At 61.2% G+C, this 22,651-nt stretch carries 25 protein-coding genes and 1 tRNA gene; 12 read left to right on the forward strand and 14 right to left on the reverse strand.

The window, feature by feature from the left end:
• Positions 1-13: 13 nt before the first annotated feature.
• The 3 genes from cpaB to GQ59_RS08170 all read right to left on the reverse strand — a co-directional run bounded on the left by cpaB (position 14) and on the right by GQ59_RS08170 (position 1,788).
• On the reverse strand, positions 14-826 hold the full coding sequence (gene cpaB / locus GQ59_RS08160) for a Flp pilus assembly protein CpaB (protein ID WP_037080285.1): 813 nt from the start codon (positions 824-826) through the stop codon (positions 14-16).
• A gap of 113 nt (positions 827-939) precedes the next feature.
• Positions 940-1,452, reverse strand: coding sequence for an A24 family peptidase (locus GQ59_RS08165; protein ID WP_037080287.1), 513 nt, complete (start codon positions 1,450-1,452; stop codon positions 940-942).
• Positions 1,453-1,593: 141 nt separating this feature from the next.
• The gene (locus GQ59_RS08170) at positions 1,594-1,788 is read right to left on the reverse strand and encodes a Flp family type IVb pilin (RefSeq protein ID WP_037079791.1); all 195 of its coding nucleotides are present in this window, start codon (positions 1,786-1,788) and stop codon (positions 1,594-1,596) included.
• 421 nt (positions 1,789-2,209) lie between these two features.
• Between GQ59_RS08170 and GQ59_RS08175 the strand changes: the two genes are divergently transcribed.
• From GQ59_RS08175 to GQ59_RS08205, 7 genes are all read left to right on the forward strand, one after another.
• Positions 2,210-2,602 carry a pilus assembly protein N-terminal domain-containing protein gene (locus GQ59_RS08175; RefSeq protein WP_037080290.1) on the forward strand — a complete coding sequence of 131 codons (393 nt, stop codon included), beginning with the start codon at positions 2,210-2,212 and terminating at the stop codon, positions 2,600-2,602.
• A 100-nt stretch (positions 2,603-2,702) separates the two neighbouring features.
• Entirely contained in the window at positions 2,703-3,341 is a 639-nt protein-coding gene (locus GQ59_RS08180) for a TadE/TadG family type IV pilus assembly protein (protein ID WP_037079794.1), read from the forward strand.
• Positions 3,341-3,934: a TadE/TadG family type IV pilus assembly protein gene (locus GQ59_RS08185; protein ID WP_037079797.1), complete on the forward strand. Its 594-nt coding sequence runs from the start codon at positions 3,341-3,343 to the stop codon at positions 3,932-3,934. Before GQ59_RS08180 ends, GQ59_RS08185 begins: the two co-directional genes overlap by 1 nt.
• Positions 3,935-4,046: 112 nt before the next feature.
• Positions 4,047-5,267: a phosphopentomutase gene (locus GQ59_RS08190; RefSeq protein ID WP_037079800.1), complete on the forward strand. Its 1,221-nt coding sequence runs from the start codon at positions 4,047-4,049 to the stop codon at positions 5,265-5,267.
• Positions 5,264-6,280: an adenosine deaminase gene (locus GQ59_RS08195; RefSeq protein WP_037079802.1), complete on the forward strand. Its 1,017-nt coding sequence runs from the start codon at positions 5,264-5,266 to the stop codon at positions 6,278-6,280. Before GQ59_RS08190 ends, GQ59_RS08195 begins: the two co-directional genes overlap by 4 nt.
• Positions 6,281-6,341: 61 nt before the next feature.
• Positions 6,342-6,971 (forward strand): uracil phosphoribosyltransferase, encoded by a 630-nt coding sequence (gene upp, locus GQ59_RS08200; protein ID WP_037079805.1) that lies wholly within the window; start codon positions 6,342-6,344, stop codon positions 6,969-6,971.
• A gap of 124 nt (positions 6,972-7,095) precedes the next feature.
• Positions 7,096-7,611: a TIGR02281 family clan AA aspartic protease gene (locus GQ59_RS08205; protein WP_084683107.1), complete on the forward strand. Its 516-nt coding sequence runs from the start codon at positions 7,096-7,098 to the stop codon at positions 7,609-7,611.
• Here the strand turns inward: GQ59_RS08205 and deoA are convergent, their stop codons facing one another.
• The 9 genes from deoA to GQ59_RS08250 all read right to left on the reverse strand — a co-directional run bounded on the left by deoA (position 7,612) and on the right by GQ59_RS08250 (position 16,450).
• Positions 7,612-8,922, reverse strand: a complete 1,311-nt coding sequence (gene deoA, locus GQ59_RS08210) for a thymidine phosphorylase (RefSeq protein WP_037079808.1) — start codon at positions 8,920-8,922, stop codon at positions 7,612-7,614.
• 4 nt (positions 8,923-8,926) lie between these two features.
• A complete protein-coding gene (gene deoC / locus GQ59_RS08215; RefSeq protein WP_037079810.1) occupies positions 8,927-9,697 on the reverse strand; it encodes a deoxyribose-phosphate aldolase in 771 nt (256 codons plus the stop codon).
• A gap of 212 nt (positions 9,698-9,909) precedes the next feature.
• Positions 9,910-10,698 carry a purine-nucleoside phosphorylase gene (locus GQ59_RS08220; RefSeq protein ID WP_037079812.1) on the reverse strand — a complete coding sequence of 263 codons (789 nt, stop codon included), beginning with the start codon at positions 10,696-10,698 and terminating at the stop codon, positions 9,910-9,912.
• Positions 10,699-10,708: 10 nt separating this feature from the next.
• On the reverse strand, positions 10,709-11,101 hold the full coding sequence (locus GQ59_RS08225) for a cytidine deaminase (protein ID WP_037079815.1): 393 nt from the start codon (positions 11,099-11,101) through the stop codon (positions 10,709-10,711).
• 4 nt (positions 11,102-11,105) lie between these two features.
• The gene (locus GQ59_RS08230) at positions 11,106-12,077 is read right to left on the reverse strand and encodes an ABC transporter permease (protein ID WP_037079817.1); all 972 of its coding nucleotides are present in this window, start codon (positions 12,075-12,077) and stop codon (positions 11,106-11,108) included.
• A 4-nt stretch (positions 12,078-12,081) separates the two neighbouring features.
• Positions 12,082-13,185, reverse strand: a complete 1,104-nt coding sequence (locus GQ59_RS08235) for an ABC transporter permease (protein WP_037079819.1) — start codon at positions 13,183-13,185, stop codon at positions 12,082-12,084.
• A 94-nt stretch (positions 13,186-13,279) separates the two neighbouring features.
• On the reverse strand, positions 13,280-14,803 hold the full coding sequence (locus tag GQ59_RS08240) for an ABC transporter ATP-binding protein (protein WP_037079822.1): 1,524 nt from the start codon (positions 14,801-14,803) through the stop codon (positions 13,280-13,282).
• 75 nt (positions 14,804-14,878) lie between these two features.
• A complete protein-coding gene (locus GQ59_RS08245) occupies positions 14,879-15,871 on the reverse strand; it encodes a BMP family lipoprotein (RefSeq protein WP_037079824.1) in 993 nt (330 codons plus the stop codon).
• A 252-nt stretch (positions 15,872-16,123) separates the two neighbouring features.
• Positions 16,124-16,450, reverse strand: coding sequence for a hypothetical protein (locus GQ59_RS08250; protein WP_051903880.1), 327 nt, complete (start codon positions 16,448-16,450; stop codon positions 16,124-16,126).
• 221 nt (positions 16,451-16,671) lie between these two features.
• Here GQ59_RS08250 and GQ59_RS08255 point away from each other — a divergent pair.
• Positions 16,672-16,761, forward strand: a tRNA-Ser gene (locus GQ59_RS08255).
• A gap of 93 nt (positions 16,762-16,854) precedes the next feature.
• Here GQ59_RS08255 and GQ59_RS31795 read toward each other — a convergent pair.
• Entirely contained in the window at positions 16,855-17,124 is a 270-nt protein-coding gene (locus GQ59_RS31795) for a hypothetical protein (RefSeq protein ID WP_152564272.1), read from the reverse strand.
• A gap of 107 nt (positions 17,125-17,231) precedes the next feature.
• Between GQ59_RS31795 and GQ59_RS08260 the strand changes: the two genes are divergently transcribed.
• The 3 genes from GQ59_RS08260 (at position 17,232) to GQ59_RS31800 (ending at position 20,600) form a co-directional block, all read left to right on the forward strand.
• Entirely contained in the window at positions 17,232-18,221 is a 990-nt protein-coding gene (locus GQ59_RS08260; protein WP_037079827.1) for a cytochrome-c peroxidase, read from the forward strand.
• A gap of 10 nt (positions 18,222-18,231) precedes the next feature.
• Complete coding sequence (locus GQ59_RS08265; protein ID WP_037079829.1) at positions 18,232-20,145, forward strand: methyl-accepting chemotaxis protein; 1,914 nt, start codon at positions 18,232-18,234, stop codon at positions 20,143-20,145.
• Positions 20,146-20,324: 179 nt separating this feature from the next.
• The gene (locus tag GQ59_RS31800) at positions 20,325-20,600 is read left to right on the forward strand and encodes a hypothetical protein (RefSeq protein ID WP_152564273.1); all 276 of its coding nucleotides are present in this window, start codon (positions 20,325-20,327) and stop codon (positions 20,598-20,600) included.
• 67 nt (positions 20,601-20,667) lie between these two features.
• Here GQ59_RS31800 and GQ59_RS08275 read toward each other — a convergent pair whose 3' ends face one another.
• The gene (locus GQ59_RS08275) at positions 20,668-20,997 is read right to left on the reverse strand and encodes a hypothetical protein (protein WP_037079835.1); all 330 of its coding nucleotides are present in this window, start codon (positions 20,995-20,997) and stop codon (positions 20,668-20,670) included.
• 234 nt (positions 20,998-21,231) lie between these two features.
• Between GQ59_RS08275 and GQ59_RS08280 the strand changes: the two genes are divergently transcribed.
• Positions 21,232-22,650: a phosphomannomutase gene (locus GQ59_RS08280; protein ID WP_037079838.1), complete on the forward strand. Its 1,419-nt coding sequence runs from the start codon at positions 21,232-21,234 to the stop codon at positions 22,648-22,650.
• Position 22,651: the final 1 nt, after the last annotated feature.

Genomic DNA, 22,651 nt, shown 5'->3' on the forward strand with positions numbered 1-22,651 from the left:
TTGAGCGCTCCGTTCATTTCGCCTGCACCGCCGTCGCCGTGCTCTTGACGATCGCCCCCGATTTGATGACCTGGATATCCGCCTTGCCATCACCCCCATGCAGCAAATAGTCCGGGGCTACCGTGTCGCTTTCCTGCGAGTCGGCGACCGAGCGCAGCGCGAGCGTCAGCCTCTGAGCCATCTGCTGGGCAACGGCGATGACCTTTGCCTGATCCGGCGTCAGTTCCAGCGTCGCTGTCGTGCCGACGACGGATTTCTTGCCGTCCTCGCTCTCCTGGACCTGCTGGTCGATCGCGAGGACGCGGACGTTGCTCAGGATGTTTTCGGTAATGTAGTTGCCGTTATCCTTGTTCTCCCGCACCATGATGATGTCGACGCGATCATTCGGCAGCACGAAGCCGCCGGCGCCGGTCGCAACCGAGATCTCGGTAGCCACAGCCCGTTTTCCGGATGGCAGCAGCGAGGACATGATCCGGCTGGATGAATCAGCGATCTTCTCGGCCCGCATCGGCTCGCCCTTGAACATCGGCATGCGGACAACGACGCCCTGAAGCTCGGTCATGGCGTTCGGGCGCGTGGAATCGGTAATGAATCCATCGACGATGCCGCTCGAGGGCCAGGACATCCATGCCATCGACTTGTCGTTCAACCGGCTGCCCACGGGCAGGTTCTCGGCCGTAACGAGCACCTTGACCGTCGGCTCCTTCTGGATGACGGTTTCCACCAGTTCGGGTGCCTTGGTGCCGGAAAGGCGCATGGCAATCATGCCGGCGAGGCCCGCCGCCACCACGGCAACCGCTAGAATAATGATACGGGTGGGCTTCATGGCCATTCCTTGAGGGAACACTAACTTCCCGGAGAATGGCCTCCAATGGTGTAATTATAGTTAATGAGACGCTTACAATTCTGGTTAACGCGATCTTTCAATCGCTGAAACCTTTATTGAAACGCCTTCATGGCCAGGAGATGGATCGGTGCCTGCTCGAAGGTCAGGAAGCCCGCGATCGCGATGGCGATCCCATAGGGGATCTTCTTGGCATTGATGAGGGATGGCGGGAGGGGAATACCCATGGCCATGACCGAGCCCGCCTGCGAGCGCAGGAGGAGGAAAACGAGGGTCACAGCGCCACCGACATAACCGACCGTGACCAGGAATACGAGAAGCGAGTGATTGAAGCCAAACCAGATCGCGGCCGCGGTCAGTAGCTTTGCGTCGCCGCCGCCCATGACGTTCAAGGCGAATAGCGCAAAACAGACGCCGAACACGGCAAGGCCTGCGACGAGGTTCATGCCGATCTCCGGCCATGCGAGACCTGAGAGCGGCGCGAGAACCACGAAGGAGGCCAGAATTACCCCTGATACCCGATTCGGGATCGTCATGCTGACGAGATCCGAAATGGCGGCAAACGCCAGGCAAAGCGGCAGGATTGTAAGAATGGCCAGAGTGATCACGATCATTGGTGAACCACCGCCTCTGTCAGGTTTTACACGGGCAAGGTTCTTACGATCCGCAATCCTTGCTGAAATATAAAATAAGGCGAAGCCGCCCCGATGATGATCGAGCCGGCTCCAGCAAACTTATCACGACTGCAATCAGCAGGTCATGCCGCTGGCGGTGCAAGAAGCAGTCATCTTGCCGGAAATGGCGCTGAAGGTGTTATCCAGCGTGTTACCGAGAGTGGTAGCACCAGCGATCAGGGCAACTGAGATGAGTGCTGCGATAAGGCCATACTCGATGGCGGTCGCACCAGACTCATCTTTCATAAAACGAGCGAAAATCTTGGTCATGGAACTCTCCTACTCCACATTTGTTGTTCAGCACTTCCCGACAACTGTTTTCCGTTGTTCGGATGGCTGCAACCTACAGAGGGACGATTGCCATCGGCTTAAGGAACATCGTTACCTTCCGGTTAACGGAGGATTGCCGGTTGCGTGGTAAACGAAGGGGAAAGAAAAAGCCTTGTATCCGAGCGACCACCCGTTCCTGCTCATAATTTACTAATGTACTTTTTTTTACAGTGTCTTAATTTGCATGCAGAAAACCTGAAATTCGCCTCCATGGGTTGCATTCGAAGCCAATCGGCAATGGTTAAGGCGAGACCAGGAATCCGACTTCTGTGCCACTTAACCCTTCATTCACCAATCGCAGCCATCCTTGCGCAGATAACAATCTCACCTGAAGGCCCCTCCAATGCTGTTCCGTAGCGTCATGGTCCGACTCCTCGCCATATGCGGTGTCGTCTTCGCGGGCGCGGGGCAATCGGCGGCGCAGGATCAGGGGGACCTTCTGCGCGTATTCATGAATCACGCGCGCGTGCTGAAACTTGATAGGCCCGTCAGCAAGGTGATCGTCGGCAACTCGAACGTGGCCGATGCCACCGTTGCGGATTCGACCACGATCGTCCTTACCGGCCGCAGCTTCGGCACGACCAATCTCGTGCTGCTGGACGCCGAGGGCAATGCGATTGCCGACGAACGCATCCTCGTTTCGATCGACGAGGGAAACACGGTGCGCGTCTTCCGGCAAACCGAACGTTCCATCCTTTCCTGCACACCCAATTGCGAGCAGCACGCCGAGTTCAAGAACACCGCTACGCCCTGATCGGGGACAGGTGGTTAAACTGCGGCCAATCGCTGCAACGGAATCTCAATAATCCAGCCATAGGATCGGCACGCTCAAGCCGGGCTGTCGGACGGGAACCATGTGCCAGGATTATGACGATACCAGAAGCAAGGCGCCTCGGCCGGCGAGAGGCAAGGGCGCGTGGCGCCGGATTGTCCGCTCCAAGGACGGTGCGGCCGCAATCGAATTCGCGTTGCTGGCCATTCCCTATTTCCTGATCGTCTTCGCGATCGTCGAAACCTTCATCGCCTATACCGGAGAACAGCTAGTCGCCAATGCCGTCGACACGATGGCGCGCAAGCTCAGAACCGGCAACATTACCTATGGGCTCAATCGCGGCACAGACAAGAATGAAACGGAATTTCGCCGCGCCTTCTGCGATGAAATATCGATCATGATCAAGTGCAGCGAAGAGGAAATCGCGACGGCGGATAAACTTCACCTCGATGTCCGCTCGTTCGCCAGTTTTGCACTCATTCCAACCACAATTCCGCGTTCGGCATCCGGCGGTACTTTCGGCGAGCTTGACACGTCTTCCTTCGCCTATGCGCCAGGCCCCGCGAAAAGCATCAACATGCTGCGCGCCTATTACCGTTGGGACGTCATCACCGATCTGATCCGGCCTTACATCACCAATGTTCGGCCTGCGGGCGGCGGGCGTCCGAGCTATTTCCTGATCGTCGAAACATCCGCCTTCCGAGCCGAGGATTATCCGTGATGGAAGAGCAGCCGATCCAGCTCCAGAAGCGATCTCCGGGCGTGTTGACCCGCCTCAAGCGGCTGGTGGCTGACCGGCGCGGCGTCGGAGCAGTGGAGTTCGCCCTGATCGCGCCGCTCCTCCTCAGCCTCTATATCACATCGTTCGAGATCACCATCGGCCTCAGCGTGTCCAAGCGGGTGACGCATAGCGCCAGCACCATCGCCGATCTGGTTACCCGGGAAACGAGCGTCGACAAGACGATTCTGATGACGATGAAGGATGTAACCGCAAGTCTTTTTGCGCCCTATACGCCCAACACGCTCAGCATCAAAGTCACCGGGGTGACGCTCGATGCCAATGGCAATCCGACCGTCGCCTGGTCATGGGACCAGGCGGATGGCAGGCCGTATGCGATCGGTTCTGCGGTCCAGGTGCCGGCCGATATGCACATAGCCAATTCCTTCCTTGTCCGGGCGGAAGTCTCCGTCCATCATGAACTGTTGATGTTCATGTCGGGTCTTTTGCCGAGTGAGGTGCGGGACCTCACCATTTCGCGCGAGTATTTCTACCGTCAGCGCCTCGGAGACAGTGTCAACTGCACCAATTGCTGAAGCGCGTCGGACGTTATCCCCTTTGCCAATACGTGCACGCGGCTATATGAATCCCGATTCGAGCCGGCCAGCAGAACCGCCGGCTGACGATATTCAAACTTCCGGGTGACCGATGGCGCGTGCCTTCCTGTTCGTTCTTGATTCATTCGGCGTGGGCGGCGCCCCGGATGCGGATGAGTATGGCGATCTCGGCTCCAACACGCTCGGGCATATCGCGGAGTTCTGCGCTGCCGGCGTCGGCGACCGGGCGGGCCTCAGGGAAGGCCCGCTGCATCTGCCGAACATGTCGTCGCTCGGGCTTCTGGAAATCGCCAAGCTCGCCAGCGGCGACTATCCCGCCGGCATGCCGATGCCGGAGCGGATCTTCGGCCTGCACGGCGCGGCCAACGAAATCTCCCGCGGCAAGGATACGCCGTCCGGCCATTGGGAAATCGCCGGGACTCCCGTCATGTTCGATTGGGGTTATTTCCCGACCGAAGGCGAAGCCTTCCCGCCCGAACTGGTGGACGCCATCTGCCGCGAAGGTGACATTGCTGGCATTCTGGGCAATTGCCACGCGTCCGGCACCGAAATCATCGCCCGGCTCGGGGAAGAGCATATCCGCACCGGAAGGCCTATCTGCTACACGTCGACGGATTCCGTATTCCAGATTGCCGCCCACGAGACCTATTTCGGCCTCGACCGGCTGCTCAGGCTCTGCGAAACCGTGCGGGTGCTGCTCGATCCGCTGAATATCGGCCGGGTGATCGCGCGGCCGTTCCTGGGCGAAACGGCGACCACGTTCCGGCGCACCGGCAATCGCCGTGACTTCTCCGTGCCCCCGCCGGAGCCGACATTGCTCGACCGGCTGATCCGGGGCGGCCGGTCGGTGCATGCCATCGGCAAGATCGGCGACATCTTCGCACACCAGGGCGTTTCGCGCGTCATCAAAGCGGACGGCAATGCGGCGCTGATGGAGGCGACGCTTGCCGCGATGGACGAGGCGACCGTCGGCGATCTGGTCTTCACGAATTTCGTCGATTTCGACATGCTTTACGGCCATCGCCGTGACGTACCGGGTTATGCCGCGGCGCTCGAAGCCTTCGACCGTGCCCTGCCGGACGTCCACCGGCGGCTGAAGCCCGGCGATCTCGTGATCCTCACCGCCGACCACGGCTGCGATCCGACCTGGCGCGGCACCGACCACACCCGCGAGCGGGTGCCGGTTATGGCGTTCGGGCCAGGCATCCGCTCCCGCTCGATCGGGATCAGGTCAACCTACTCGGACATTGCCGAAACCATTGCCGCGCATCTCTCGATCCCGCTTGGGCCCAACGGATGGAGTTTCCTTTGACCAGACACCTCCTCAAGGCCGAGATTCACTGCCATATCGAGGGCGCCACGCCACCGGCGCTCGCCGCAGCCCAAGCCAAGAAATACGGCGTCGATGCCGGCAAGGTGCTGCACGACGGCGCCTATGTCTGGTCGGACTTTTCCGAATTCATCGTCTGCTACGATGCGGTCGCCTCCCTGTTCAAGACTGCAGACGACTACGCGCTGCTGACCGAAACCTATCTTCTGGAGCTAGCCGCCGCCAATACGATCTACAGCGAGATCATCGTCTCGCCCGATCACGGAGACCGGATCGGGCTTGGGGCAGATGCCTATCTTGCCGGCATCTGCGACGGCATCCATGCAGCACGCGAAAAAACCGGCATCGAGGCGCGGATCATCGTCACGGGCGAACGGCATTTCGGGCCGGACCGGGTGATCTCGGCCGCCGAATATGCAGCCCGTGCAAAGAACCCGCTGGTGACCGGCTTCAACATGGCCGGCGAGGAACGCATGGGCCGCGTCGCCGACTATGCCCGCGCCTTCGATATCGCCCGCGATGCCGGATTGGGTCTGACCATCCATGCCGGCGAGGTCTGCGGCGCCTTCAGCGTCTCCGACGCGCTCGATCTGGTGAAGCCTTCCAGGATCGGTCACGGCGTGCGGGCGATCGAGGATCCGGCACTGGTGGAACGGCTTGCCGAACTCGGCACCGTGCTGGAGGTCTGCCCGGGCTCGAACATCGCCCTCAAAGTGTTTCCGGATTTCGACAGCCATCCGCTGAAGCGCCTCAAGGCCGCCGGCGTGCGCGTCTGCATCAATTCCGACGACCCGCCCTTCTTCCATACCTCGCTCGCCCGTGAATACGACATCGCTTCGGGGATCATGGGAATGTCGGACGAAGCCATCGACGCGATGACGCGCACGGCGATCGAGGCTGCCTTCGTGGATGAAGCGACACGGGCGAAGCTGATCGCCCGGTTCGACGCGCAGAGCGGGCCAGAGGCTGGGGATGAGGCGGCCAGGCGCGCCTGACGGCTTGCAGAACCGGCCTTTTTCCTGAAAGAAGAGACAGGCAAACAACAAGGGGAAGCTCATGGACGGCGTCACTGTCATCGATCATCCGCTGGTGCAGCACAAGCTGACGATCATGCGCAAGAAGGAAACCTCGACGGCGGGTTTCCGGCGGCTGCTCCGGGAAATCTCGATGCTGCTCTGCTACGAGGTAACCCGCGACCTCGAACTGACCATGGAAACCATCGAGACGCCGCTCGTCGAAATGCAGGCGCCAGTCGTCGAGGGCAAGAAGCTGGTCTTCGCTTCGATCCTGCGTGCCGGCAACGGGCTTCTCGAAGGCATGCTGGAACTGGTGCCTTCGGCCCGCGTCTCGCATATCGGCGTCTACCGCGACCACGAGACGCTGCAGCCGGTGGAATATTACTTCAAGGCGCCGGAAGATATCGCAGAGCGGCTGATCATCGTCGTCGATCCGATGCTGGCGACCGGCAATTCCTCGATCGCCGCCGTGGACAAGCTCAAGGAACGCGGCGCGCACAACATTCGCTTCCTGTGCCTGCTGGCAGCCCCGGAGGGCATCGCAAACTTCCGCGCGGCGCATCCGGACGTGAGGATCTACACGGCCTCGATCGACAGCCATCTCAACGAGAAGGGTTACATCGTGCCCGGTCTCGGTGATGCCGGCGACCGCATGTACGGTACGAAGTAAGTAATTTAGAGTTCGCTTACCAAGCTTTGAAATGAACGGCCTGCGGAGATTTCGCGGGCCGTTTTCTTATGATTTCTCCGCTATGCAGGAAGTGGATGTCCGGTTCATGCCGAGAGGGTTGTTCATGCTTCTGCGCACCGTCATTTTTGCAGCCGTTACGGCGCTGCTGGCGACACAGATCCCCGCACTGATCCAGCGCGCCGATCATCCGTCGGCGGCGACTGTCGGGGTCGAGGCCCCGGCAAAGGCCATGCCGGTTTCTGTGACGTCCGGCAGCGTGACGCTGGAAGCGGATGGCCGCGGGCACTTCAACGGCACGTTCCGGATGAACGGCAAGCCCGTCGACGGCCTCTTCGATACGGGGGCATCGCTGGTAGCGATCAACGAGAGCACGGCGCGCAAGCTGGGCTACAGCGCCAACGGGCTGGACTTCCGCTACACGGTCAACACCGCCAATGGCGGCACCGAGGCGGCGCATGTGGTTCTCGACCGGATCGAGATCGGCGGGGTGCGCGTCAAGGACGTCGATGCGTTCGTCCTGCGCGACAAGGCGCTGGCTGGCACACTGGTCGGCATGAGTTTCCTGAAAAAGCTGAAATCCTTCCAGGTGGAAGGCGGGAACCTGAAGCTGATCCAGTGATCAGCCGATGCGCTTCAAGATGACCGGCGTGGCTGCGGGCGGGGCATCTGAGATGGTATAGAAGCGGGCAAAATCCTCAGCAATCCGCCTGGCATCCTCTTCAGTTCCGGCATGCACCATGGCGATCGGCTCGCCTTCCGACACCGGGCTACCGAGCGGCAGAAGCTCATTGATGCCGACACGATGATCGATCGGATCCGCGGCCCGCTTGCGGCCGCCGCCGAGTTCGACCACGGCAAGGCCGATGGCGCGGGTCTCGCAGGCGGCAAGGTATCCATCCTGCGGCGCCGGCACGCGCAGCCGCACCGGCGCGCTCTGCAGATAGACATCCGGCCGCTCGCAGAAATCCACTGGTCCGCCGAGCGCATGGACCATGCGGGCGAAACGCTCCATCGCTTCGCCTGAGGCCAGCGCCATTCGCGCGGTTTCCTCGGCTTGCGACAGGTCACGCGCCACACCTGCCTGAACCAGCATTTCCGCGGCCTCCGCCACGACGACGGCTTCGAGTCGCGTGCCTGCCTTCAGGCCGGCCAAGAAATCGAGACAATTGATGATTTCGAGCGCATTGCCGGCCGCATCGGCGAGCGGCTGGTTCATGTCGGTGATGAGTGCTGCCGTCTTCACGCCCGCTCCATTCGCAACCTCGACCAGCGAGCGGGCGAGTGTCTCCGCCTCACCGAAGCTCTCCATGAAGGCGCCGTTGCCGACCTTCACGTCCAGCACGAGGCTGCCAAGCCCGGCCGCAAGCTTCTTGGAAAGGATAGAGGCGGTGATCAGCGGTACGGATTCGACGGTCGCCGTCACGTCGCGGATGCCGTAGAGCCGGCGGTCGGCGGGGGCAAGGTCGCTCGTCTGCCCGATAATGGCACAGCCGACTTCGTCGACGACCTTCCGGAACAGCGTCTCGTCCGGCATCACGTTGTAACCCGGAATCGACTGCAGCTTGTCGAGCGTGCCGCCGGTATGGCCAAGCCCGCGCCCTGAAATCATCGGAACCGCAAGACCGCAGGCCGCAACGATCGGCGCGAGCATCAGCGAGACGTTGTCGCCGACGCCGCCTGTCGAATGTTTATCCGCCACCGGCCGGCCAATGCTGTCCCAATTCAGTACTGTTCCGGAATCGCGCATGGCAAGAGTGAGCGCGACCGTCTCATCACGGGACATGCCCCGAAAGAAGACAGCCATGGCGAAGGCAGCCGCCTGTCCCTCGGAGATTTCCTCTTTGGTCAGGGCCGCAATGAAGGCCGCGATCTCTTCACCGGCGAGAACCTTTCCGTCGCGTTTGCGGCGGATGATTTCCTGCGGGATCATCGCGTCAGTAGCCGCCCGACGCGCGGACAGCCGTGCTGCCGCTCAAAACGCCGAGGATGTCGTCGAGCAGGCCCGATGCGCCGAAACGGAAGGTGGAGGGCATGATCCAGTTGGGGGCCATGATCGTTTCGGCAAGCCGGAAGTAGAGATCGGCGTCGGCAACGGTCGAGATACCGCCGGCAGGCTTGAAGCCGACCCGCTTTTTCGAATCCCGGATCGCCTGCAGCATGATATCGGCAGCTTCGAGCGTCGCGTTGACGGCGACCTTGCCGGTCGATGTCTTGATGAAATCGGCGCCGGCGGCGATCGCCAGTTCGGAACCGCGGCGGATCAGCGCGCTGTCCTTGAGTTCACCCGTCTCCAGGATCACCTTCAGGGTGGCGTCCGGGCAGGCAGCGCGGACCGCCTCGACCATTTCGGTCACCGCCACCTCGTCACCGGCAAGCAGCTTGCGATAGGGAATGACCATGTCGATCTCGTCGGCGCCGTCTTCGATCGCCTGTCGCGTCTCTTCGATCACGGTCGCAACGGGCAAATCACCGGACGGGAAATTCACGACGGTCGCAATGCGGACCGGATGCTCGGGGCCCAAAATCTGGCGGGCATGGGCGACGAAACGCGGCCAGATGCAGATTGCCGCCGTATTGCCATAAGGCGTCTGCGCCCGCAGGCACAGGTTTTCGATCGCGGCGTTGTCGCAGTCCTCGCGCAGGTTCGTCAGGTCGAGAAGCGATAGCGCAAAGGCTGCCGCCTCGCGCGGGCTCAAGAGTTCCATGTCGAGTGCCTCCCCGGCTTGGTTACCGCACCGTGCGCCTGTGGCGCGCCGGGGACGCGGTAAATTCAAAGGCGACGCAGGTCCCGTCAAAATCTGTGGGATTTCCGGGTCATGCGGCTCGCCCATATTTATCGTTCAAACGATTAGATGCAAGCCGCACCCGGGCGACACATGGTCCCACGAGACGTATCCCATTGAAATATATCGTGTAATCAGGCCAACATTTCTTTCAGGATGGCCGCCAGGCACTGCCCGCCGATAGGCGCCATGTCCTTGGTTTCCGCATGGCTGAGTTCCGCACCGGTCATGCCTGCGCCGAAATTGGTGATGACCGAAGCGGCCGCGACCTTGAGCCCGAAATACCGGGCCAGGATGACTTCCGGCACAGTCGACATGCCGACCGCATCGGCACCGAGGGTTCGGGCCATGCGGATTTCCGCCGGCGTCTCGAAGCTCGGGCCGGAGAACCACATGTAGACCCCGGAAAACAGCGGAATGCCGCAACGGATCGCCGCGTTGCGCATGTCGAGCGCAAGGTCCGCATCATAGGCGGTGGTCATGCCGACAAAACGCCCGTCGCCTTCCTCGCCGATCAGCGGGTTCATGCCGGAATAGTTGATGTGGTCGGAAATCTGCATCACCGAGCCCGGCGGCATGTCTTCGCGCAACGATCCGGCGGAATTGGTGAGGATCAGCGACTGGACGCCGAGGCCTTGCATCACCTCGATCGGAAAGCGCATGACCTTGGCATCGCCGTGCTCGTAATAGTGAGCCCGTCCGGAGAGCATGATGACCGGCTGGGCTCCAAGATAACCGGCGACGATCTCGCCCGCATGGCCGGTGACACCGCTCACCGGAAAGCCCTCCAGCGCGCCATAGGGGATGCGGACAGCCTCCGTCACGTCATTCACCAGCGAGCCGAGGCCGGAGCCGAGCACGATCGCGTGGCGCGGCATCAGGCCGTCCAGGCGCTCGACGAGCAGATCGATCACGTCCTTCATGTCTGCCTCCTCAGCCGATCACGTCCGTCTCGAAAGCATAGGGAAGGAGTTCCGCCATGGTGACGGTCTTCTGGACACCTGTTTCGTCGCAGAGATAGATGCGCGTATTGGCGGAGGCGAATTCCGCGATCTTCTGCCGGCAGCCGCCGCAGGGCGAGCAGAGCGCCAGCTTTTCCGCGATCACGGCCAGCTCGACGATCTTCTTGCCCCCGCCCATGATCATTGCGCCGATCGCCGTCGGCTCGGCGCACCACCCTTGAGGAAAGGAGATGTTCTCGATATTGGCACCAAGATAGACCTTGCCGTCATCGGCGCGGATCGCCACACCCACTGGAAATTTCGAATAGGGGGCGTGAGCCTTGGACATCGCGTCGCGGGCGGCTTCGAAAAGGTCGTGAGACATCTGATCAGCGCTCCTTGGTATAGGGCACGCCGCCAGCCTTGGGCGGACGCGCGGTGCCGATGAAACCGGCGAGCAATACGCAGGTGAGGATATAGGGCAGCGCCTGGAATATCTGTACCGGCACTTCGCCGATCAGCGGCATCGATTTACCCTGCATGAAATTGGCGAACGCATCGAGGAAACCGAAGAGCAGGCAGGCGAGCATGACCGGCACCGGCTTCCACTTGGCGAAGATCAGCGCCGCAAGCGCGATATAGCCCTTGCCGGCCGACATGTTGTTGATGAAGGCCGCCGATTGGGCGATCGACAGATAAGTGCCGGCGAAACCGCAGAGGAATCCGGCGACGATCAGCGAGCGATAACGCAACCAGGCAACCGAAATGCCGGCGGTATCCACCGCACCCGGATTTTCGCCGACGGCGCGCAGGCGCAGCCCGAAGCGGGTGCGATAGAGAACCCACCAGGAGATCGGCACCATCAGGAAGGCGATATAGGTGAGGATGTTGTTGCCGGAGATCACGTTGGCATAAAGCGGGCCGATGATCGGCACGTCGCGCATCATGTCGGCGCCCGGCAGGACGATAGACGAGAACCGTCCCTCGGGCGGTACCTGGCCGGTGCGCCCGCCCTGCCTGAACCAGGCCTGGCCGAGCACGATCGTCAGACCGGCGGCCACGAAATTCAGCGCCACGCCGGAGACGATCTGATTGCCGCGATTGGTGATCGAGGCAAAACCGTGCACGAACGAAAACGCGATCGAGACGCCGATTCCGCCGAGCAGGCCGAACCAGGCATTGCCGGTCCAGTAGGCGACGCAGGCTGCCGCGAAGGCGGATGCCAGCATCTTGCCTTCGAGGCCGATATCGAAAATGCCGGCGCGTTCCGAAAAGAGGCCGGCAAGCGCCGTGAACAGAAGCGGGATCGAAAGGCGAACCGCCGAGCCGAGAATGCTGATGAAAATATCGAAATAATCCATGAGCCTACTTCCCGGTGAGCTGCTGGTAGAGCCGGACGATGGACGGGCGCAGCATGTATTCCAATGCACCGGCGAACAGGATCACCATGCCCTGGATGACGACGATCATGTCGCGCGTGATGCCCGGCATGTCGAAGGAGAGTTCGGCCCCGCCCTGATAGAGAATGCCGAAGAGCAGCGCCGCCAGGATGATGCCTGCCGGATGATTGCGCCCCATAAGCGAGACGGCGATGCCGACGAAGCCGGCGCCCCCGACGAATTCGATCTGCAGGCGGGCGGAAGCGCCCATCACCGGGTTCAGCGCCATCATGCCCGCAAGGCCGCCGGAGATCAGCATGGTGATCATGACGATCTTGGAATAGCGGATGCCGGCGTAACTCGCAGCCGTCGGGCTGATGCCGAGCGTGCGCATTTCGTAACCGAGCTTCGTGCGCCAGATCAGCACCCAGACCAGAAAGCACATGATCAGTGCGATCAGGAAGGAGAAGTTGAGCGGCGCCGCACCGATCTTGCCGCCGAACGCGGCGATCAGCCAGTCGAGCTTGGGAAGCTGGCCGCCGGGCAGGAAGGTGCGGGTTTCCGGCGCCATCTTGCCAGGCACGATCAGCAGGCGCACCAGCATGTAGTTCATCAGCGACGAGACGATGAAATTGAACATGATGGTGGTGATGACGATATGGCTGCCGCGCTTGGCCTGCAGCCAGGCGGGAATGGCGGCACAGGCCGCACCGAACAGCGCAGCGCCGATCACCGCGAAAGGCATGGTGACATACCAGGGCACATAGCGGTCCATGGCGAGCGCCACCAGCGCCGCGCCGAGGCCGCCGAGATAGGCCTGACCTTCCGAACCGATGTTGAACAGGCCGGCATGGATCGCGACCGCCACCGAGAGGCCGGTGAAGATGAAGCTCGTCGTGTAGAACAGCGTGAAGCCGATGCCCTCGCCACGGCCGAGCGCGCCGATCAACAGCAGCTGCAGCGCCTCGAACGGGCTTTCGCCGATCGCCCAGACGACCAGGCCGGAAAAGAAGAAGGCCAGGATGAGATTGAGCACCGGAATGAGGCCGTAATTGATCCAGGCGGGAAGCGGAACGGATGCGGTGCTCATGCCCCTGCCCTCGTCCGCCGCGCCGCCGCCACAGCAAGCTCAGTCATTCCATGCTCCAGATGGGTCATTGCTTCAAGCGTCATTGCTCCAGGCATCATGCGGCGATCCCGGCCATCATCAGGCCCAGCGTCTGTTCGCCCGCCTCGCTCGACTTTTCGCCGACGATCTTGCCTGCGAACATCACCAGGATGCGGTCGGAAAGCGAGCGGATCTCATCGAGCTCCACCGAGACCAGCAGCACCGCCTTGCCGGCATCGCGCATCTCGATGATCCGCTTGTGGATGAATTCGATGGCGCCGATATCGACGCCGCGGGTCGGCTGGCCGATGATCAGCATTTTCGGATCGCGCTCGATCTCGCGCGCCACGACGATCTTCTGCTGGTTGCCGCCCGAGAAATTGGCGGTCCGCAGCCGCGGGTTCGGCGGGCGGATGTCGTATTTGCCGATCTTCTCCTCGGCATCCTTCCTCATCGCGTCGAGATCCAGCAACGGGCCGCGGCCGTATCTGGGATCGCGGTGATAACCGAGGATCGAGTTTTCGTATTCCTCGAATTTCAGGACCAGGCCCATGTGGTGGCGGTCTTCGGGGATATGCGCAAGCCCGAGATCGCGCAGGCCCGCCGGATCGATGCCCGCGGCAGGCTTGCCTCCGATGAGGATCTCGCCGGACGACGGCTTGCGGATGCCGGCAATCGCTTCGAGAAGCTCCGACTGGCCGTTGCCGGCGACGCCGGCGATGCCGACGATCTCGCCGGCGCGCACGTCGAAGGAGACGTTGTCGACCATGGTGACGCCGCGGCTGTCCTTGACCGTCAGGTTCCGGACCGACATCAGGACCGCGCCGGGATTGGCTGCGCCCTTTTCGACGCGCAACAGGACGCGGCGGCCGACCATCAGCTCGGCGAGCTCTTCGACAGTCGTTTCGGCGGTCTTGCGGGTCGCGACCATTTCGCCGCGGCGCATGACCGACACCGTATCGGTGATCGCCATGATCTCGCGCAGCTTGTGAGTGATGAGGATGATCGTCTTGCCCTGGTCGCGCAGCACGCGCAGGACCTTGAACAGGTGGTCGGCCTCCGGCGGAGTCAGCACCCCGGTCGGCTCGTCGAGGATAAGGATTTCGGCGCCGCGATAGAGCGCCTTCAGGATTTCGACCCGCTGCTGGCTGCCGACCGGCAGTTCCTCGATGACCGCATCCGGATCGACCTCGAGGCCGTAGTCGTCCTCCAGCCGCTTCAGTTCCTTGCGGGCGCTTGCAACGCCCTTGGCGAGGAGCTGGCCGCCTTCGGCGCCGAGCATGACGTTTTCGAGCACGGTGAAATTTTCGACCAGCATGAAGTGCTGATGCACCATGCCGATGCCCGCGGCGATCGCCGCCTGGCTGTCACGGATCGTCACCGGCTTGCCGGAAATCCGGATCTCGCCGTGGTCGGCCTGGTAGAAGCCGTAGAGGATCGACATCAGGGTCGACTTGCCGGCACCGTTCTCACCGATGATACCGTGGATCGAGCCCTTGGCGACTGTCAGATTGATGTTCTTGTTCGCGTGTACCGTACCGAACTTCTTGTCGATGCCGACAAGCTCGATCGCGGGCTCCTTCGGAGAATCGAGGCTCAATGGTCCGCCCTTCCGCCTGATATGCAAAAAGGGCGCATGGCGATTGTCGTCGCCCTGCGCCCCTCGAAACCTGCCTTACTTGTTGCAGGCCTTATCCGACATATAGTCGTGCACCTTGATGGTGCCAGCGATGATGTCGGCCTTGGCCTTTTCGACGGCAGCCTTCATCTCAGGCGTGATCAGTGCCTTGTTGTTATCGTCGAGCGCGTAGGCAACCCCGTCTTCCTTGACGCCGAGAGCCTGGATGCCGGCCGTGAACTTGTCGTCCTTGGTGTCCTTGAAGGCATTGTAGACGGCGAGATCGACGCGCTTGACCATCGAGGTCAGAACCGAACCCGGATGCAGGTGGTTCTGGTTGGAATCGACGCCGATCGACAGCTTCTTGTTGTCGGCAGCGGTCTGCAGCACGCCGAGGCCGGTCGCGCCGGCAGCCGCGTAAACGACGTCGGCGCCCTGATCGATCTGGTTCTTGGTAAGTTCGCCGCCACGGACCGGATCGTTCCAGGCAGCACCGGTCGTGCCGGTCATGTTCTGGAAGACCTGCGCATCGGGCCTGGCCGCCTTGACGCCCTGGACATAACCGCAGCCGAACTTGCGGATCAGCGGGATATCCATGCCGCCGACGAAACCGACCTTGCCGGTCTTCGACGCCATGCCGGCGAGAAGGCCGACGAGGTAGGAACCTTCTTCCTCCTTATAGAGGATGGAGCGGACGTTCTTCAGGTTGACGACGGAATCGACAATCGCGAACTTGGTGTCCGGAAACTCGGCCGCGACCTTTTCCATGGCCGAGGTCCAGGCGAACGATACGGCGACCACCGGGTTGAAGCCGCGGCTTGCGAAGTTGCGGATAGCCTGCTCGCCCTGGGTGTCGCTGGTCGGTTCGAAATCCCGGAATTCGATCCCCGTTTCCTTCTTGAACCTTTCGGCGCCGACGGAAGCGGCTTCGTTGAAGGATTTGTCGAACTTGCCGCCCGTGCCATAGACCAGCGCCGGCTTGATCTCCGCGGCAAGCGCGGTTGCCGACATGGCAGCCATGGCAATGAGGCTCAAAAGGGTTTTCTTCATCGTGCAGCCCTGTTTTTTAGCTGTTAGGTCCCCCCGCAATCCCGTTATCCGGGCATGTCTGCGGCCACCGGCCCTTTTTCTTCAAGGGTCTGGCTTCGGTCACTCTTGCACGGGTTTCGGAAAAATTCACGAGATTTTTTTCAACTGGTAAAAAACAACGAACCTGCTGAAAACTTCGACAATGCTGTGGAAAAACTGCACAAACACGAGGCTTTAGGCGCGACCTTGGGAGAGCCGGCACGACCAGTCTTTTCAGGCGGAAAACCGCCCTGCGAAATGCGGCCGGCTGTATCCGGCCATCCAGAAGATCAGTGCGATTGCCAGAAACACCGCGAATGCCGGTTGCGCCAGCACCGGTGTCACGAAGGGCCGCCAGATATCCTGACTGAGGTAGGTGCTCACGACGAACTCCGCGAGCGTCAGACTTTCCGGATCGAGATTGAGCCAGGCGTTGCCAAGGCTGGTCAGCACCACCGACGAAGATGAAACGGACTGGATCGAATCCAGCGTGCCGGCAATGATCGCGGCAACCAGCGCAAGCCCGCTGAGCAGATGGAAGACGAACCGTATGACTGCCATTCCGAACAAGCCCGCGTCGTTGATCACGGTCGCGCCGCTGCAGCACGACGGCGTTTATGGGAGAAGAAATAGTCCGCGCGCCGAGGCTTGGCAACGCGGCCAGGAAGGTTTTCCCGCCCACTGTCAAAAAACGTTCAGATTCGGGTTGATCCCGGGGAATTGATCGGTATATATCGCGGCCGTTCCAACGTTTTGCTTCTCAGACGACGCAAAGCAACCAAGGACAGGTGGCCGAGTGGTTTAAGGCGCACGCCTGGAACGCGTGTGTGCGTGAAAGCGTACCGTGGGTTCGAATCCCACCTTGTCCGCCATTGGCTTCTTAAATAGCTTTTTCTGCTCAGTATTTAGTGGCCGGGGCTCATGTCCTCGATTGCCTCGGATGGTGTTCGGGCCGAACAGCGGCCTCACCCCTCGGAACCATCGCGAAATTTCCAGGAATTGTTCGATCCGTCTTCCAAAAAGGTTTTCGGGGCGGCCGGCAACGGTTGTATGCCTGCAGCCGCATCGCCACCCGGAGGTGGGACAAAGACGTCAGGACGCGCATCGCGCGATGCCGTCGAACCGAGGAACATCAGGCTCTCCGCGACCCGCCCAGCATCAAGGCCGGGTTGGAGCGGTTTCTTATCATTTGCCAATTTTTCAATAATAGGTTGAGTTAGAAACTTGTTATGCAAAAATTTTACTCTTTCTGGTTACTTTCCTTTCAGACGACAACCGGATGACTGCGACTCAAGCGCGTCCGGTCTTCGAGCGCTAAATTCACCTTCTGGATAATTCCGCCATGCGCCTTTCGGTTCTCTGCATCGCCCTCTTCGCAGCCGTGTCGTTCCAAGGCGCGACAGCTGGCAATCTTGCCGATTTCAAGCGGCCTCTCGCAATTCCCTTCGACAAGGTGACACCCTATTCGTTGCAGCTGGCGACGCTTGGAAAGATGCTGTTTTTCGATCCGCGGCTGTCGGGTGCGAAAAACATGAACTGCGCCAGCTGTCACAATCCGTCCTTCGGGTTCGAAGTGCCGGTCAAGACGCCGGTGGGTGCAGCCAACACACATCTGTCCCGACAGGCACCGACCATTCTGAACGTTGCGTGGACCACTTCCCTCTTCTGGGATGGCCGGTCGCCGACGCTCGAGGCGCAAGCCGCAGGACCAATCACCGCACCCGCCGAGATGAACGGCAAGCTTGACCAGATTGTCGCCGACCTGCGGGCCATTTCCGACTACGACAACTGGTTCAAGCAGATATTCCCGGACAAGGGCGCGACCCAGGAGACGCTGTTGGCGGCGATCGCGACCTATGAACGCACCGTTGTCTCCGCGTGGTCGCCGTTCGATCGCTGGGTGGACGGCGACCAAGCCGCGGTCTCGGACAGTGCCAAGCGGGGGTTTGAACTGTTTACCGGCAAAGCAAATTGCTCGGTCTGTCACACGGGTTGGAATTTCACCGACCACAAGTTTCACAATACGGGATTGGTCACAAGCGACATGGGGCGGGCCAAGCTGGAGCCGAACAATCCCAAAGCCTTGTATGCTTTCAAGACGCCCAGCCTTCGCAACACTCTCTATCGAGGCCCCTATATGCATAACGGCAGCCTGGCGACCATGGAGGACGTGATTGCCCACTACGAAAGCGGCGGTGCCGAAAGCCCGGCACGCTCGGATCACATATCCCCATTTTTCGTGACCGATCGCGAGCGGGAAGACCTGATCGCTTTCCTGAAGACCCTCACTCCCGAGCAGCAGGATTTGCTCCTGCCGACCTTGCCAAACTGAGTAGCACGCCATGGCACTTTCAGTCCGATTCCAAATCCTTCTTCCCCTTATTCTCTCCATTCTCGCGGGCCTGGGTGCTGCCGCTCTGGTCGGATCGCAGGCGATCGACGGCCAGGCGCAGGTGGAACGCGTCGTGCAAGACGCGATCGCCGCCAAGACGCTGGCTGCAAGGACAGGAGCACAGTTCGACAATGTGTCCGGCGTGGTTGCAAATCTCCTGGCGATGACGACGTTCGTTTCGGTCGAAGAGGTCAAGAAGCGGTTTGACACGACAAATGGCGCTTTGGAGACGACGCTTGCCGAGTTCAGCCGCAATTCGCTGTCGCCTGCCGTTTCCGACAACGTCAAAAACCTCACCGAACTGCATGCGGCATGGCGCAGCAATGTGCGCATCATGCTCGGACTCGATCGCTCGAACGCCATTCCGACGGCCGAGCAGCTTACCCGCTCGCGCACGGCCATATTGGCAAAGATTCTCGACATCAACACGGTTGTGGACAAGGCAGCATCCGACAGGGTTGCGTCAGCCGGCGACACGCTTGAGACCGAGATCCGCAACGAACTGACGACCGCCGCCGCACTCGCGGTCGTGGGCATCGTCATTCTGCTGTTCGTCGCCCAGCGGATCGCCGGTCCGATCGTGCGGATCACCGCGTCGATGAAGCTGCTTGCGGGCGGCAACATCGAGGTCGTCGTGCCAAAGCGTCGGGGCGCCAAGGAAATCCGCGCCATGATCGATGCCCTGGCGGTGTTCCGTGAAAATGCCCGAATGCGTGATACGCTGGAGAAGGAAGCGCAATCCCAGACCGCCAGTCTCGCCAATGTCTCGGCGGAAGCCGGGCTGCTGCAGAGCCAGGTCCGCGGCGTTGTCCACAAGGCCACCGAGGGCGATTTCTCCGGTCGCGTCGACGGTCCATTCGACCGTCCCGAACATCACGAGCTGGCTCAGAGCCTCAATACGCTGATATCGAGCTTCGAAGGCGGGCTCAACGAAACCAGCCGCGTCCTGGATGCACTTGCCAATGCAGACCTGACGATCCGGTTCGAAGGCGTCCACAAAGGCGCATTTGCCGAGCTGCAGAACAATGCGAACGCGGTAACGAGTCGCCTCTCGGCGGTCGTGTCGCGACTGGCCGATGCGTGCGCGTCCGTCTCGGCATCCAGCGACGAGATCCTGCGCGGGACCACCGAATTGAACGGGCGGTCTACGCGTCAGTCGTCGATGCTTCAGACAACGGCTGTGACAACAAATGCCGTTGCCGAAACCGTCGGCCAGAACTCCAAGCGGGCGGGCGAGGCCACCAGCGTGATTTCGGATACCAGCCACATGGCTGAAAACGGCAGCCAGGTCATGAACGGCGCGGAAAGCGCCATGGCGCAGATCACCGTCTCCTCCGGCAAGATTTCCGAAATCATCGGGGTCATCGAGGATGTCGCATTCCAGACAAACCTGCTGGCGCTCAACGCCGGGGTCGAAGCTGCGCGTGCAGGCGAAAGCGGGAGAGGGTTCGCGGTCGTCGCAACCGAGGTGCGCTCTCTCGCCCAGTCGACTGCCAATGCTTCCAACGAAATAAAAGCGCTCATTCAGAAAAGCCAGGCGGAGGTCAAGGCAGGCGCAGAACTGGTCCGCCAGGCGAGCGAGCAGTTTTCCCAGATCGTCTCGTCCATCGCATTCGTCTCTTCGCTTTCCAGCCAGATAACCAGCGAGAGCAACAATCAAAGTGCCAACCTGCGGCAATTGTCGAGCGCAATGAGGGATCTCGATGAGCTCAATGCCCATAGCAACCGGCTCGTCGGGGATCTCTCAGCGTCCACCGAGAGGACAAGCCGGGAAATGGAGGCACTGGCCGAGATCGTCAATCTGTTCCGCATCGACAGTCGGGAGCAATCCCGCATCCGATCGCGATCGGATCGGGCTGCTTGAGACAAGCCGACCCCGCGGGGCGTTGCGCTGTCGATATGAACGAAATTTTCAACGCAACGAGCGACGCCGCGGCCGGCAACTCTGACGAAACATGAACGCAGCCGTCAGCCTTGGTTCATTTTCTGCGGCCTACCTTCACGGAAACCGCCAATCCGGCGGCCAATCCGAAGGAGGAGAAAATGAAAAGGTTCATTGCCGCCTGCATCATCGGGCTTGGATGTCTTACCACGACCGCGGCCCCGACCCTCGCCGATGGTTTCAGCATAACGATCGGCGATCGAGGATACCGGCCGGCCGGACATCATTATCGGCCGGGGTACCACCGCTACCATCGCCCCTACTACCGGCAGTATTCCAGGCACCATTACCGACCGCACTGCCGCGTCCGGAGCGTCGAATACCGCCATCACGGGCGGTGGGTCACCAAGACGACACGCGTCTGCCGAGGCAGATAAATCGATCCCGCCCCGCTAGCCCCCCGACATGGCTGGCGGGGTCGGCTGGTTCGCGGCGCGCTCTGCATTATTGGGAGATCGAAAAGCTGACCTGCTGCCAGCGGCGCAGTTGCGGATCGAAAGCGACCACGAGTTCGAAATCCCTGCGGTCCAGCCCATTTTCCGTGTTGATGTCGGCATTACCGCCCATGGAGAACCGGCAATCGGCGATCCAGCGGAAATTGCCCCAGTCGACATCGACGATATCGGGGTGTTGTTCGACGAGCTGGCGCGACTTCTCAAACGCGAGGCTTCCCGGGCACCTCTGGTCTTCGACCGGTTCGCCCACGGCCATGAGAAACGCGAGGCCGGCAATCGGCACCACGAAGGCGACGCTCTTTACGATATTCGCTTCCATGACGGCTCTCCCAAGCTTCGAACCCGAAGCAGCCGAACTCAAGAACGGGCCTAAACATCCGGTACAAGGCCTGATCATGCCGTAAAGGATAGCATCATTTCGGCTGTCTGGCCAAGCTTTGCGGAAAGAGCTATGGCACGACACCGCCGATTTGGGGTATTGCCAATTTCAACTTTATCTTCATAGGAAATGAACTAGGACGATCATCCTTGAAGTCTCCTTGATGGATATCGCATGAAGTTTGGAACGAGCGGCCTTCGCGGCCTAGTGACTGACCTGGAGGGGCGGGCTTCATCCCTCTACACCCAGGCTTTTGCCCGGCATCTCCTGGAAACGGGTGCTGCCCGGCCGGGTGATGCGGTGCTGGTCGGCCGCGATTTCCGCCCGTCGAGCCCCGACATCGCCGCCACCTGCATCGGAGCGCTGAAGCGCGCCGGCCTTTCGCCGATCGACTGCGGCGCGGTGCCGACGCCGGCGCTGGCGCTCTACGGACTTCAACTCAAGGCCGCATCGCTGATGATCACCGGCTCGCACATCCCCGCGGACCGCAACGGGATCAAGTTCTACCGGCCCGACGGCGAGATCGACAAACAGGACGAAATGCGGATCACCGCGATCGCAGCCGAACTGGACAGGAGCGAGATCGACGCGACGCGTGGCGAAGCGCCGGATCATTTCGCGGAAGCCGAGGCGCTGTTCCTCGCCCGCAATGCGGCCGTGCTGCCGGAGAGAGCGCTCGCCGGCCTCAGGGTCGGCGTCTACCAGCACTCGACCGTCGCCCGCGATCTTATGGTCCAGGTTCTTGAAGGCTATGGCGCAGACGCCGTACCGCTCGGCCGCTCTGAAGAGTTCATTCCGGTCGACACGGAAGCGGTCTCGATCGAGACGATCGACCTCCTCAAGCGCTGGGCGCGCGAACATGGGCTCGACGCGATCATCTCTGCCGATGGCGATGGCGACCGGCCGCTGGTTTCCGACGAGACCGGAGACCCGCTGCGCGGCGACCTTCTCGGCCTGATCGCGGCGAAGTTCCTGAAAGCGCAGGTCGTCGTGACGCCGGTCACCTCCAATTCGGGCATCGAGGCGGCTGGTGATTTCGAGGTTGTCCGCACCAAGGTCGGATCGCCTTTCGTCATCTCCGGCATGCTCGCGGCACTCGAAGCCGGCAAGACGGGCGTCATGGGTTTCGAGGCGAATGGCGGGCTTCTGACCGCATCTCCTTTCGAAGCCGGCACGGGCAGGCTCTTGCCGCTTCCTACCCGCGACAGTTTCCTGCCGGTGCTGGCAACGCTTGTGCTGGCCGCGCGCGAGAAAAAGCCCCTGTCGCAAATCGCCGCCGGTTTCCGCCTGCCGTTTGCGGCGGCCGATCGGCTCGAAAATTTCCCGGTCAAGACCAGTGCCGCACTGATGGCCTATCTCAGACAATCCGACGACAATCTTGCAGCCTTCCTCGCACCGATTTCGACAGTCGCCGCCAAAAGCGATATCGATGGCCTGCGGGTGACGCTCGAAGACGGCCGGATCGTGCATTTCCGACCATCGGGCAACGCGCCGGAAATGCGCTGCTATGTCGAGGCCGAGACGGAAGACGAGGCGAAGGCCTTGTTGCACGAGGGGCTGAACCTCATCCGCGCCTGGGCCAGTAAAGCTTAAA

Source organism: Neorhizobium vignae, assembly GCF_000732195.1.
GTDB lineage: Bacteria > Pseudomonadota > Alphaproteobacteria > Rhizobiales > Rhizobiaceae > Neorhizobium > Neorhizobium vignae.

Excerpts from the sequence above, each read along its gene's own strand:
- cpaB (WP_037080285.1), bottom strand. The coding sequence starts at position 826 with ATGAAGCCCACCCGTATCATTATTCTAGCGGTTGCCGTGGTGGCGGCG.
- GQ59_RS08170 (WP_037079791.1), bottom strand. The coding sequence starts at position 1,788 with ATGACCAAGATTTTCGCTCGTTTTATGAAAGATGAGTCTGGTGCGACC.
- GQ59_RS08175 (WP_037080290.1), top strand. The coding sequence starts at position 2,210 with ATGGTCCGACTCCTCGCCATATGCGGTGTCGTCTTCGCGGGCGCGGGG.
- GQ59_RS08180 (WP_037079794.1), top strand. The coding sequence starts at position 2,703 with ATGTGCCAGGATTATGACGATACCAGAAGCAAGGCGCCTCGGCCGGCG.
- GQ59_RS08185 (WP_037079797.1), top strand. The coding sequence starts at position 3,341 with ATGGAAGAGCAGCCGATCCAGCTCCAGAAGCGATCTCCGGGCGTGTTG.
- GQ59_RS08190 (WP_037079800.1), top strand. The coding sequence starts at position 4,047 with ATGGCGCGTGCCTTCCTGTTCGTTCTTGATTCATTCGGCGTGGGCGGC.
- upp (WP_037079805.1), top strand. The coding sequence starts at position 6,342 with ATGGACGGCGTCACTGTCATCGATCATCCGCTGGTGCAGCACAAGCTG.
- GQ59_RS08205 (WP_084683107.1), top strand. The coding sequence starts at position 7,096 with ATGCTTCTGCGCACCGTCATTTTTGCAGCCGTTACGGCGCTGCTGGCG.
- deoA (WP_037079808.1), bottom strand. The coding sequence starts at position 8,922 with ATGATCCCGCAGGAAATCATCCGCCGCAAACGCGACGGAAAGGTTCTC.
- deoC (WP_037079810.1), bottom strand. The coding sequence starts at position 9,697 with ATGGAACTCTTGAGCCCGCGCGAGGCGGCAGCCTTTGCGCTATCGCTT.
- GQ59_RS08220 (WP_037079812.1), bottom strand. The coding sequence starts at position 10,698 with ATGAAGGACGTGATCGATCTGCTCGTCGAGCGCCTGGACGGCCTGATG.
- GQ59_RS08225 (WP_037079815.1), bottom strand. The coding sequence starts at position 11,101 with ATGTCTCACGACCTTTTCGAAGCCGCCCGCGACGCGATGTCCAAGGCT.
- GQ59_RS08230 (WP_037079817.1), bottom strand. The coding sequence starts at position 12,077 with ATGGATTATTTCGATATTTTCATCAGCATTCTCGGCTCGGCGGTTCGC.
- GQ59_RS08235 (WP_037079819.1), bottom strand. The coding sequence starts at position 13,185 with ATGAGCACCGCATCCGTTCCGCTTCCCGCCTGGATCAATTACGGCCTC.
- GQ59_RS08245 (WP_037079824.1), bottom strand. The coding sequence starts at position 15,871 with ATGAAGAAAACCCTTTTGAGCCTCATTGCCATGGCTGCCATGTCGGCA.
- GQ59_RS08250 (WP_051903880.1), bottom strand. The coding sequence starts at position 16,450 with ATGGCAGTCATACGGTTCGTCTTCCATCTGCTCAGCGGGCTTGCGCTG.
- GQ59_RS08260 (WP_037079827.1), top strand. The coding sequence starts at position 17,232 with ATGCGCCTTTCGGTTCTCTGCATCGCCCTCTTCGCAGCCGTGTCGTTC.
- GQ59_RS08265 (WP_037079829.1), top strand. The coding sequence starts at position 18,232 with ATGGCACTTTCAGTCCGATTCCAAATCCTTCTTCCCCTTATTCTCTCC.
- GQ59_RS31800 (WP_152564273.1), top strand. The coding sequence starts at position 20,325 with ATGAAAAGGTTCATTGCCGCCTGCATCATCGGGCTTGGATGTCTTACC.
- GQ59_RS08275 (WP_037079835.1), bottom strand. The coding sequence starts at position 20,997 with ATGGAAGCGAATATCGTAAAGAGCGTCGCCTTCGTGGTGCCGATTGCC.
- GQ59_RS08280 (WP_037079838.1), top strand. The coding sequence starts at position 21,232 with ATGAAGTTTGGAACGAGCGGCCTTCGCGGCCTAGTGACTGACCTGGAG.